General features: G+C 71.2%; 12 protein-coding genes. 7 read left to right on the top strand and 5 right to left on the bottom strand.

Annotated elements, in window-relative coordinates; translation table 11 throughout:
- Both ACLBYE_RS27515 and leuD read left to right on the top strand, forming a co-directional pair.
- Window positions 1-141: HisA/HisF-related TIM barrel protein (locus ACLBYE_RS27515; protein ID WP_447696606.1), on the top strand; the 141-nt coding region annotated here is incomplete at its 5' end.
- A gap of 69 nt (window positions 142-210) precedes the next feature.
- The gene (leuD, locus tag ACLBYE_RS27510; RefSeq protein WP_447696605.1) at window positions 211-813 is read left to right on the top strand and encodes a 3-isopropylmalate dehydratase small subunit; all 603 of its coding nucleotides are present in this window, start codon (window positions 211-213) and stop codon (window positions 811-813) included.
- A gap of 73 nt (window positions 814-886) precedes the next feature.
- Here leuD and ACLBYE_RS27505 read toward each other — a convergent pair whose 3' ends face one another.
- Entirely contained in the window at window positions 887-1558 is a 672-nt protein-coding gene (locus ACLBYE_RS27505) for an O-methyltransferase (RefSeq protein WP_447696604.1), read from the bottom strand.
- Window positions 1559-1652: 94 nt separating this feature from the next.
- On the opposite strand from ACLBYE_RS27505, the gene ACLBYE_RS27500 reads away from it, so the two are divergent.
- A complete protein-coding gene (locus ACLBYE_RS27500; protein ID WP_447696603.1) occupies window positions 1653-2306 on the top strand; it encodes a TetR family transcriptional regulator in 654 nt (217 codons plus the stop codon).
- A gap of 49 nt (window positions 2307-2355) precedes the next feature.
- Here ACLBYE_RS27500 and ACLBYE_RS27495 read toward each other — a convergent pair whose 3' ends face one another.
- Complete coding sequence (locus tag ACLBYE_RS27495) at window positions 2356-2697, bottom strand: carboxymuconolactone decarboxylase family protein (protein ID WP_447696602.1); 342 nt, start codon at window positions 2695-2697, stop codon at window positions 2356-2358.
- 171 nt (window positions 2698-2868) lie between these two features.
- Here ACLBYE_RS27495 and ACLBYE_RS27490 point away from each other — a divergent pair, with 171 nt between their 5' ends.
- From ACLBYE_RS27490 to ACLBYE_RS27480, 3 genes are all read left to right on the top strand, one after another.
- Window positions 2869-4083: a lytic murein transglycosylase gene (locus ACLBYE_RS27490; protein ID WP_447696601.1), complete on the top strand. Its 1215-nt coding sequence runs from the start codon at window positions 2869-2871 to the stop codon at window positions 4081-4083.
- Window positions 4080-4463 (top strand): RidA family protein, encoded by a 384-nt coding sequence (locus tag ACLBYE_RS27485; RefSeq protein ID WP_447696600.1) that lies wholly within the window; start codon window positions 4080-4082, stop codon window positions 4461-4463. Before ACLBYE_RS27490 ends, ACLBYE_RS27485 begins: the two co-directional genes overlap by 4 nt.
- A 483-nt stretch (window positions 4464-4946) precedes the next feature.
- Window positions 4947-6533, top strand: coding sequence for a methyl-accepting chemotaxis protein (locus ACLBYE_RS27480; RefSeq protein WP_447696599.1), 1587 nt, complete (start codon window positions 4947-4949; stop codon window positions 6531-6533).
- 114 nt (window positions 6534-6647) lie between these two features.
- Here the strand turns inward: ACLBYE_RS27480 and rplS are convergent, their stop codons facing one another.
- From rplS to argB, 3 genes are all read right to left on the bottom strand, one after another.
- Complete coding sequence (gene rplS / locus ACLBYE_RS27475; protein WP_091683176.1) at window positions 6648-7049, bottom strand: 50S ribosomal protein L19; 402 nt, start codon at window positions 7047-7049, stop codon at window positions 6648-6650.
- Between the two features lie 283 nt (window positions 7050-7332).
- The gene (locus ACLBYE_RS27470; protein ID WP_447696598.1) at window positions 7333-8085 is read right to left on the bottom strand and encodes a pyrimidine 5'-nucleotidase; all 753 of its coding nucleotides are present in this window, start codon (window positions 8083-8085) and stop codon (window positions 7333-7335) included.
- Window positions 8086-8276: 191 nt separating this feature from the next.
- Window positions 8277-9170, bottom strand: coding sequence for an acetylglutamate kinase (gene argB / locus ACLBYE_RS27465; RefSeq protein ID WP_020095286.1), 894 nt, complete (start codon window positions 9168-9170; stop codon window positions 8277-8279).
- Window positions 9171-9482: 312 nt separating this feature from the next.
- Here argB and ACLBYE_RS27460 point away from each other — a divergent pair.
- Window positions 9483-10206 (top strand): UDP-glucose dehydrogenase family protein (locus ACLBYE_RS27460; protein WP_447696597.1); only part of this gene is annotated, 724 nt, incomplete at its 3' end.

Raw genomic sequence — 10206 nt, 5'->3', positions numbered from 1 at the left:
GCCCGCCTCTACGCGGCGGGCGGCGTGCGCGGCCCGGACGACCTGCGGGCGCTCCGGGCGGCCGGGATCGCCGGGGCGCTGGTCGCCTCCGCCCTCCACGACGGCACCCTGTCCCGGGCGACGGCGCCCGACCTCGCCTGACGCTTCCGGCCCGAGCCCGCGGCTGCTAAACCGCGCGACAGAGAGACCACCGACACGAGCCGTCAGACGATGGAAAAGTTCACCACCCTGGAGGGCGTCGCGGCGCCCCTGCGGACGATCAACGTCGATACCGACCGGATCATCCCGGCGAAGTACCTGAAGACGATCCGGCGGACCGGCCTCGGCAAGAGCCTGTTCGCCGAGATGCGCTACCGGGAGGACGGCTCCGAGAACCCGGACTTCATCCTCAACCAGCCGGCCTACCGGAACAGCAAGATCCTGGTGTGCGGCGACAATTTCGGCTGCGGCTCGTCCCGGGAGCACGCGCCCTGGGCGCTAGCGGATTTCGGCATCCGCTGCGTGATCTCCACGAGCTTCGCCGACATCTTCTTCAACAACTGCGCGAAGAACGGCATCCTGGCGATCGTCGTGTCGCCCGAGGATCTGGAGAAGCTCTTCGAGGACGCCGAGCGCGGCGCGAACGCCACCCTGACGGTCGACCTGGCGGCCCAGACGATCCGGGGACCGGACGGCGGCACCCTGCATTTCGACGTCGACGAGGGCCGCAAGCACAACCTGCTGAACGGCCTCGACGAGATCGGGCTGACGCTGGAGCGCGTCTCCTCCATCGACGCCTACGAGCAGAAGCTCGCCCAGCGCCAGTGGGCCTGAGCGACCGGACCCGCGTCCCGACGGCGGTCGCGTCGCGCTGAGGCGACCGCCGGTCCGGTTCCCGGGCCCGGCCTCACCCGAGCCGCATGGACAGCTCGACGTCCTCGGCGAACGGCACCGACAGGTAGCCGCGGCTCGGTGCGCGCACCCGCGCAAGGTAGTCCGGGCTGTGGTCCGCGTTGTCGGCGACCACCAGGGCCCCCGGTCCGAGGCGACTCTCCACGAGGCTCAGAACCTCCGGATAGAGCCCCTTCGCCCCGTCGAGGAGCAGCAGGTCGACCGAGTCGGGCAGGTCGAGGCCGAGGGTCTGGAGGGCGTCGCCCTCGCGGAACTCGACGAGGTCCGCAAGCCCGGCCTCCATCAGGTTCGCCCGCGCCCGCACCACCTTGGACGGCTCGAACTCGCAGGTGATCAGCCGGCCGCCGCCGTTGTCGCGCAGGGCCGCGGCGAGGTGCAGGGTCGAGAGGCCGAAGGACGTGCCGAACTCGACGATCGTCCGCGCCCGGCGGGTCCGCGCGAGCACGTAGAGCAGCCGGCCGGTCTCCCGCGAGACTGCGAGGGGCATGTCCTTGAGCCGGCTGTAGAAGTCCCGGTAGCCGGTGCGGCTTCCCATCAGGCGCGTCCGCTCGTCCGCCGAGAGATCGCCGATGGCGCTCAAGGGTGAGGAGGCCTCCGCCTGCGCGAAGAGACTGTCCAACAGCGACGCGATACGCGGTTCGGCAAGTGTGGATGCTGAGAGTGACATGGTGCGTTGCTTTCCGTCTTGCGCGTTCAACTGAACACGACGCAGAGTACCGGCGCCCCCTGCCCGCGCCTATTCGCGTTCCGAGCCCCGCCCCATGCCCGACCGGCCAAGTCTCGGAATCTCCAGGCGAAAGCAGCCCCGGCAGGCGCGCTCCAGCGACCTCGTCGCGGCCGTTCTGGAGGCCGCCGCTCAGGTTCTGGCGGAGGTCGGCGCGGCGCGGTTCACGACGGCGCGGGTCGCCGAGCGCGCCGGCGTCAGCATCGGCTCGCTCTACCAGTACTTCCCCAACAAGGCGGCGATCCTGTTCCAGCTCCAGAGCGACGAGTGGCGGGACACGAGCGCCCTCCTCGCCGGCATCCTGACGGATCCCGCTGGCGCGCCCGGCGCGCGCCTGCGCGCCGCCGTCCACGCCTTTGTGCGCTCGGAATGCGCGGAGGCCGCGATGCGCCGGGCCCTCGACGCGGCCGCCCCGGCCTATCGCGACGCGCCCGAGGCCGCGGAGCCGCAGCTGGCCGGCTCTCAGGCCTTCCGCGATTTCCTGCGCGCGGCGCTTCCCGCGGCGCCCGAGACGGACCGGGCGGTCGCGGGCGAGATCATCGCGATGACGCTCGGCGAGGTCGGCGAGCGCATCTCGGAGATGGTCCGGACCGAGGCGGCCATGGCGACCTTCGCGGATGCCCTGGCCGACATGCTCTGCGCCTATCTGGACCGCCTGGGCAGCGGAGACCGGGCCGGCGCGCCTCCTTGAGGACGAGCCCCCGGCCCGACGAACCGGCCGCGGCCCTATCCCGTTCGGCTCAGCCGGCCTCGCCGGTGAACGCCTCGAAGGCGCGGGCGGTGTAGACCAGGGCGGCGCCGGCGTTCAGCGCCACCGCCACGCCCAGCGCCTCCACGACCTCCTCCTTGCTCGCGCCGGCCTTGCGGGCGGCGTCGGAATGCACGGCGATGCAGCCGTCGCACCGGGTCGTCACCGCCACCGCGAGGGCGATCAGCTCGCGGGTCTTCGCGTCCAGGTTGCGCTCGGTCGGGGCCGCCGCGGCGAGCTGGTCGTGGGCCTTCAGGAGGTCCGGGCTCACCGCGCCGATGCGCCCGAGCGTGCTGACGAGCTCGGCGCCGTACTGATTCCAGTCCTTCATCATGCGTCCCGTCTCCCTGTTCGTCGAACCGACCGGCGATGGGCCGGTCCGGCGTCAACCTACCGGTTGGTAGGCAATAGGGTCAAGGCGAGGCGGGTTTCCTCACCGTTCGTTAACCCACATGTCGCCTGAATCCGCGCCCAGACTCCGTTCCGCATCGTGAGGATCGTCAGCATGCCGAAGCACCCGACGGGACCGAGGACGGCGCGCGCGCTCGGGCTGCTCGCCGGCATCGCGGTCCTGCCCCTGGCGAGCCTGCCGGCGCGGGCCGATTTCGACAGCTGCCTCGCCGGCATCCAGTCGCAGGCGGCGGCGGCGGGCGTCTCGGCGCAGACCTTCCGGGCCGCCACGAGCGGCATCGGCTACGACGACAAGGTGATCGAGCTGTCCCAGGCGCAGCCCGAGTTCAAGACGCCGATCTGGGACTACATGGCGGCGCTCGTCGACGACGAGCGGGTCGAGGACGGGCGCGCGGCCATGCGCCAGAACGCGGCGGCGCTCGCCCAGGCCGAGTCGCGCTACGGGGTCGACCGCTACACGATCGCGGCGGTCTGGGGTGTCGAGTCGAATTTCGGCAAGAACCTCGGCAAGATGCCGCTGGTGCAGTCGCTGGCGACGCTCGCCTGCTCGAACAACCGCCGTCGGGACTTCTTCCGCGGCGAGCTGATCGCCACCCTGCGGATCATCGAGCGCGGCGACATCGCGCCCGAGCGGCTGACCGGCTCCTGGGCGGGCGCCTTCGGCCAGACCCAGTTCATGCCAACGACCTATCAGCGACTCGCCGTGGACGGCGACGGCGACGGCCGGCGCGACGTGGTCGACTCCGTGGCCGACGCCGTCGCCTCCACCGCCAATTTCCTGCGCGTCGCCAAGTGGCAGAACGGTCAGGTCTGGGGCTACGAGGTGAAGCTGCCCCGCGGCTTCAACGTCGGCGCCGCCGGGCGCAAGAACAAGAAGCCGGTCGCCCACTGGGCGTCGCTCGGCGTCACCCGCGCGGACGGGCGCCCGCTCTCGGGCGAGGGCCCGGCCGGGATCCTGGCGCCCGCCGGCATCGACGGACCGGCCTTCCTGGTGACCCGGAACTTCGACGCGATCTACTCGTACAACGCCGCCGAATCCTACGGCCTCGCCATCGCGGTCCTCTCCGACCGGCTGCGCGGCCGGCCCGGCGTCCAGGCCGCCTGGCCGACCGACGACCCGCCCCTGTCGCGGGCCGAGCGCCGCGACCTCCAGGCCCGGCTGGCCGCCCGCGGCTACGACGTCGGCGAGCCGGACGGCAAGGTCGGCCAGAAGACGCGCGACGCCATCAAGGACGTCGAGCGCCGGCTCGGCATGACACCGACGGGCCGCGCCGGCGGCAAGGTTCTGGAGGCCCTGCGCGGCGGATGAGCCGACGGCTGATCACGTCGGGCTCCCCGTTCGAGCGGGATTACGGCTACTCCCGGGCGGTGGTCGACGGCGACACCGTCTACCTGTCCGGGACGACGGGCTACGACTACGCCACGATGACGATGCCCGACGGCGCCGCCGCGCAGGCCGAGGCCTGCTGGCGCACGATCCGTTCGGTCCTCGCCGAGGCCGGGACCGGCCTCGCCGGCATCCTGCGCGCCACCTACTACGTCACCCACCGGGACGATGCCGAGGCCGTGCTGGCCGTCTGCGGGCGGGTGCTGGCGGACGTCAGGCCCGCCGCCACGATCGTGGTCGTGGCGGGCCTCCTGCGCCCCGAGATGCGCGTCGAGATCGAGGTGACCGCGCGGATCGGCTAGACGCCTGTCCCGCTCCCGATCGCGCCGTCTCCGCGCCGTTGCGCCGGGCCGCGGCGCCACTCCGATCCGCCGCTGACGTCATCCCCATCGTGCCCGAGCTCTGCGCGCGAGGGAGCGATTCGATCCCGGTCATTCGGGCTGGTCGGGCGTGCTCCAGCGCCGCGGGCACGATCTCAGGTTCCACCCGGACGACTGACGGCCCGCTCCCGCGACCGGCGCAGACCGCGTCGCGGGTGACCGCTTCCGCGCCCTCACTGCACGCCTGAACCGCATGTTTTTCAGATCTCGATCCAGATCTGCGAGATCACGTTGACATGCGGGCTCAGATTTATCAGGCCAGACCGCAGCATCTGCGAATTTGTCGGTCTCGCGGAACGTATTATGATAAGAAAATTTTTGAGTAAAAGTCTTTCGCGTCGGATGATGTCGCAGATAGCCCTGATAGGGCTGCTCATAGCGGTCATCGGTGTCGTCGGACTGCGCATGTATTACCAAGAAATGCTGTCGGGGCGGCTGCAGTCCCTGCGCACGGTCACGGAGTTGTTCACAACCTATGCGCAGAGTCTCGAGACCCGGGTCAAGAGCGGCGCCCTGTCCCGTGAGGCTGCCCTGGCGGAGCTGGCCGAGACCGCCATGGCCATGCGATTCGATAACGGCACCAACTACGTCGCCATCTACGCGATGGACGGCACGGTCCTGGCGGTCCCCGACCGCCGTGTCGTCGGCAGCAATCAGCTGGAGACCCGGGTCAACGGCGTTCGCGCGGCCGGAACGCTGATCGAGCGGCTGAAGACCTCCGACTCGGCGACGCTGAGCTATCTCTACCCCCGGCCGGGGCACGAAGGCCTGTCTCCGAAGACGACGCTCGCCGTCAGGTTCGAGCCCTGGGACATCATGATCGCGGCGGGGACCTACACCGACGACATCGGGGCCGCCTTCCGGGCGCTCGCCCTCGCGGCGACCGGTCTTCTGCTCGGGGTCGGCGCGCTGGGGGTGATCGGCTCCGTCCTGATCGGGCGCGGCATCACGCGCCCACTCGACCGCCTCGGCCGCCGGATGCAGGCGCTCGCCCGGGGCGACGGCGCGGGGCCGATACCGGGACTCGAGCGGACGGACGAGATCGGTCAGATGGCCCGGACCGTCGAAGTGTTCCGGCAGGCGCTGGTCGCCAAGGCCGAGACGGACCGGGCGGTCGCGCGCGAAGCGGAGGCCAAGGTCAGGCACGCGCAGAGCCTCGACGCGCTCACCCGGGCGTTCGAGGCCCGGGCCGGGGCGCTGATGACGGGCGTCTCCGCGGCCGCCACCGAGATGCAGGCGACCGCCGAGGCGATGGCGCGGACGGCGTCGCGCACGAGTGCCCGGGCGACGCGCGTCGCCGGGGCCGCGCAGGAGACCGCCGGGAGCGTGCAGAGCGTCGCCGCGGCCACCGAGGAGATGGCGATCACTATCCAGGAGATCTCCGGACGGATGGCGCAATCCTCGGCCAAGACCGCGCGGGCGGCGACCGAGGCGCGGCGCACGGACGCCCTCGTGGGCGATCTCGCCGACGGGGCCGAGCGGATCGGGGCCGTCGCCAGCATGATCGCGGGCATCGCCCGTCAGACCAACCTCCTGGCCCTCAACGCCACGATCGAGGCGGCGCGGGCTGGCGAGGCGGGCCGGGGCTTCGCCATCGTGGCGGGCGAGGTCAAGGCGCTGGCCGAGCAGACTGCGGCCGCGACCGAGGAGATCGCCGCGCGGATCGGCGCGGTCCAGGCCTCGACCCGGCAGGCGGTGGAGGCGATCCACGGGATCGGCCGCAGCGTGGGCGAGGTCAGTACGCTCGCCGCGTCCGTCGCGGCCGCGATCGAGCAGCAGGGCGCGACCACCGAGGAGATCGTGCGCAGCGTCGCGCGCGCCGCGGCCGGCACGGAGGCCGTCACCGGCAACATCGCCGAGGTCTCGCAGGGCGCCGAGGCGACGGGCGAGGCGGCCGAGCAGGTCCTCGGCGCCGCGATCGACCTGTCACGCAGGTCCGATCAGCTCTCCGCCGAGATCCACCGGCTCCTCGACGGGATCCGGGCTGCCTGAGGGGCGCTATCGGCCAACGGGACGGACCTGTCGGCCACGAAAAAACCGGCCCGGCTGAGCCGGACCGGTCTGAAACGGGGTGATCGCTCCGGGCTGCGGAGCGAGTCGGACAGCTTACTCGGCGGCAGCCGGCGCCTGGGCCGGGGTGTCCTTGGCCTTGTAGCGGTCGGTGCGCTCGACGATGCGGGCCGACTTACCGCGCCGGTCGCGCAGGTAGTACAGCTTGGCGCGGCGCACCTTGCCGCGGCGGGCCACCTTGATCGAGTCGATCATCGGGGAATGGACCGGGAAGACGCGCTCCACGCCCTCACCGTAGGAGATCTTGCGGACCGTGAAGCTCTCGTTGAGGCCGCCGCCCGAGCGGGCGATGCAGACGCCCTCGTAGGCCTGGACGCGGGTGCGCTCGCCTTCCTTCACGCGGACGTTGACGATGAGCGTATCGCCCGGCTCGAAATCCGGGATGGTCTTGGCGAGGCGCGCGACTTCCTCGCGCTCCAGCTGCTCGATGATGTTCATGGCATAGCTCCGGCCGTCGCGCCGTTCCGCCCCTCATGGGCGATCGGCGCCAGGATTTCGGCGATCCTGTTGTGAGTTGGGCGGCTCTCTACAGGATCGTCGCCGGCTTGTCGATTGGGTTGCCGCCGCGATCCGTCCGCGGTGCTGCCGATCGCCGGTCGATACCGGATCGGGGCCCGCCGCGCGCCGCCCGTCCGGGAGAGCGCCGGGTCTGCGTCCCGCCCCTGCTCCGACATCGGACGCCGAGCGCGTCGCCCTTTCCGGGATCCGCCCCGGCCTCGCGTCAGCGGCGCTCCTCGGATCCGCCGGGCCGTACGTCCGGCAGCACGCAGGCGTCGAGGAAGGCGGCGAGATCGTCCGTGATGTGGTCGATATGCGGCTCGCGCACCGCCTCCTGCTCGAAGGCCTCGCGGTAGGGATCGGTCACCTTCGGCACCACCAGCACGGTCGCCATGCCGAGGTCGTGCGGCACCGCGAGGTTGCGGGCGATGTCCTCGAACAGGGCGGCGCGGGTCGGCTCGACGGCGTGCTTCTCCAGGAACCGCTCGTAGGTCGTGCGCTCCGGCTTCGGCACGAAGTCGGCGGCGGCGATGTCGAACACGTCCTCGAAATGGTCGAGGATGCCGAGCTTGCCGGCGACGTTCTCGGCGTGGCGGCGCGACCCGTTGGTCAGGATCAGCTTGCGCCCGGGCAGCCGCTCGATCGCGTCGCCGAGGCTCTTGTCGAGCTTGATCGACGAGTGGTCGATGTCGTGCGCGAAATCGAGGAAGTCGTGGGGATCGACCCGCGACTCGACCATCAGCGCCGACAGCGTCGTGCCGTAGCGGTGGTAGAAGTATTTCTGCAGGGCGCGGGCCGAGATCCCATCGAGCCCGTAGAGCTGCATCACGTACAGCGTGATGCGCTCGTCGACCTTCGGCCAGACCGCGGCGTCGCTCGGGTAGAGGGTGTTGTCGAGGTCGAACACCCAGGTGTCGACATCGGCGAAGCCGCGCGCCGCGGGCGTGGTGAACTGGGCCTTGTCGGGGTGGTGCACCGGAACCCCTCAGGTTGCTGTTGCCCCGGAATCTGGACCGGAACGGTCAAGCTCGCAAGTTCGGTGCTTGCCCGGACCTTGCTGGGCCGGCCTCTCCGGGGGTGGGCGGGGTACGACAATGCGCCGGGCCCGCGGAGGTTGCGCCCGCGCGCCGCGCCGGGATCCGGCACGGTGCGCGGGCGGTCCGGATCTCAGCCGCGACGGATCAGGGTGCCGGCACCGTAATCGGTGAACAGCTCGAGCAGCACGGCGTGGTTGACCTTGCCGTCGAGGATGACGACCGCCTCGACGCCGCGCTCGATCGCGTACATGCAGGTCTCGATCTTCGGGATCATCCCGCCCGTGATGGTGCCGTCGGCGATCAGGCGCCGGCAATCCTCCACGGTGAGTTCCGGGATCAGCTTCTTGTCCTTGTCGAGCACGCCCGGCACGTCGGTGAGCAGCAGCAGGCGCTTGGCCCGGAGCGCCCCGGCGATCGCCCCCGCGAAGGTGTCGGCGTTCACGTTGTAGGTCTGCCCGTCCGCCCCGTAGGCGACCGGCGCGAGGACCGGGATCAGCTCGGCCTTGAGCACCGCGTCGAGGACGCCGCGCTCGACGTGGTCCGGCTCGCCGACGAGGCCCAGATCGACGGTCTGCTCCACGCGGCTCTCGGGATCGACGACGGTCTTCATCGCCCGCTTGGCCCGGACCATGTTGCCGTCCTTGCCGCACAGGCCGACCGCCCGGCCGCCCTCGGCCGAGATCCAGCCGACGATCTGCTTGTTGATCAGGCCCGCCAGGACCATCTCGACCACCTCGACGGTGGCCTCGTCGGTGACGCGCAGGCCGCCGCGGAACTCGGACTGGATGCCGAGCCGGTCGAGCATCTTGCCGATCTGCGGCCCGCCGCCGTGCACGACGATCGGCTTCAGGCCGGACTGCTCCAGCAGGACGATGTCCTCGGCGAAGTCCTCGGCCGCGGCCCTGTCGCCCATGGCGTGGCCGCCGTACTTGATGACGACGATCTCCTGGTCGTAGCGCTGCATGTGGGGCAGCGCCTGGGCCAGGACCTCGGCACGCACGTGCACGTTGGGCAATTCGGTCATCGCGGTCCTTCACCGATCCTTGGGTCGGGTCCTCGGGGGCGGATCCGGGCCTCCCCGTCGGGCGGTGGCGCTTCTACAGGAAGCCGCCCGCGCTGCGAAGCCGCCCCGCGCGCCGTCGCGGAGGCGCGCCGCGCGGATCGGCGGCCGATGCGGGGCGCTCCGGGACCCGCTGTCAAACTACAGTCATCCTTCGCGGGTGTTGCATTCCCGTGACAGACTGGAGCAGATCCAGGCTGGCCCGGGTTGCATCCTCATGCGGCCCGGATCATGTTGCATCGCAGCAAGCCGAGGGCGAGCTGCCGGGAGGGCCCGATGCGGATTGCGATGATTGGGGCCGGATATGTCGGCCTGGTCTCCGGCGCCTGCCTGGCCGATTTCGGCCACACGGTCGTGTGCATCGACCGGGATCCCGACAAGATCGCCAGCCTGAACGCCGGCCGCATGCCGATCTACGAGCCGGGCCTCGAGGCCCTGGTCGCCGAGAACGTCCGCCAGGGCCGGCTCGCCTTCCGCGCGACCATGCGGGACGCCGTGGCCGAGGCGGACGCGGTCTTCATCGCGGTGGGCACGCCCTCCCGCCGCGGCGACGGCTTCGCCGACCTGAGCTACGTGTTCGACGCCGCCCGGGAGATCGCCGGGTCCCTGTCCGGCTTCACCGTGGTTGTGACCAAGTCGACCGTGCCGGTGGGCACCGGCGACGAGGTCGAGCGCATCATCCGCGAGACCAACCCCGAGGCGCAGTTCGCGGTCGCCTCGAACCCGGAGTTCCTGCGCGAGGGCGCGGCCATCGCCGACTTCAAGCGCCCCGACCGCATCGTCGTCGGCGCCGAGGAGGCCCAGGCCGAGGCGGTGATGCGCGAGGTCTACCGGCCGCTCTACCTCAACCAGGCGCCGATCATGGTCACCTCGCGCCGGACGGCCGAGCTGACCAAGTACGCGGCGAACGCGTTCCTGGCGGCGAAGATCACGTTCATCAACGAGGTGGCGGACCTGTGCGAGGCGGTGGGCGCGGACGTGCAGGCGGTGGCGCGCGGCA

The sequence above is a fragment of the Methylobacterium sp. A52T genome (assembly GCF_053346095.1).
This window is presented reverse-complemented; position numbering and strand designations above follow the sequence as displayed.

What these genes read in the sequence shown, in the direction of transcription:
- leuD (WP_447696605.1), top strand. Translation starts at nt 211, where the DNA reads ATGGAAAAGTTCACCACCCTGGAGGGCGTCGCGGCGCCCCTGCGGACG.
- ACLBYE_RS27505 (WP_447696604.1), bottom strand. Translation starts at nt 1,558, where the DNA reads ATGTCACTCTCAGCATCCACACTTGCCGAACCGCGTATCGCGTCGCTG.
- ACLBYE_RS27500 (WP_447696603.1), top strand. Translation starts at nt 1,653, where the DNA reads ATGCCCGACCGGCCAAGTCTCGGAATCTCCAGGCGAAAGCAGCCCCGG.
- ACLBYE_RS27495 (WP_447696602.1), bottom strand. Translation starts at nt 2,697, where the DNA reads ATGATGAAGGACTGGAATCAGTACGGCGCCGAGCTCGTCAGCACGCTC.
- ACLBYE_RS27490 (WP_447696601.1), top strand. Translation starts at nt 2,869, where the DNA reads ATGCCGAAGCACCCGACGGGACCGAGGACGGCGCGCGCGCTCGGGCTG.
- ACLBYE_RS27485 (WP_447696600.1), top strand. Translation starts at nt 4,080, where the DNA reads ATGAGCCGACGGCTGATCACGTCGGGCTCCCCGTTCGAGCGGGATTAC.
- ACLBYE_RS27480 (WP_447696599.1), top strand. Translation starts at nt 4,947, where the DNA reads ATGTATTACCAAGAAATGCTGTCGGGGCGGCTGCAGTCCCTGCGCACG.
- rplS (WP_091683176.1), bottom strand. Translation starts at nt 7,049, where the DNA reads ATGAACATCATCGAGCAGCTGGAGCGCGAGGAAGTCGCGCGCCTCGCC.
- argB (WP_020095286.1), bottom strand. Translation starts at nt 9,170, where the DNA reads ATGACCGAATTGCCCAACGTGCACGTGCGTGCCGAGGTCCTGGCCCAG.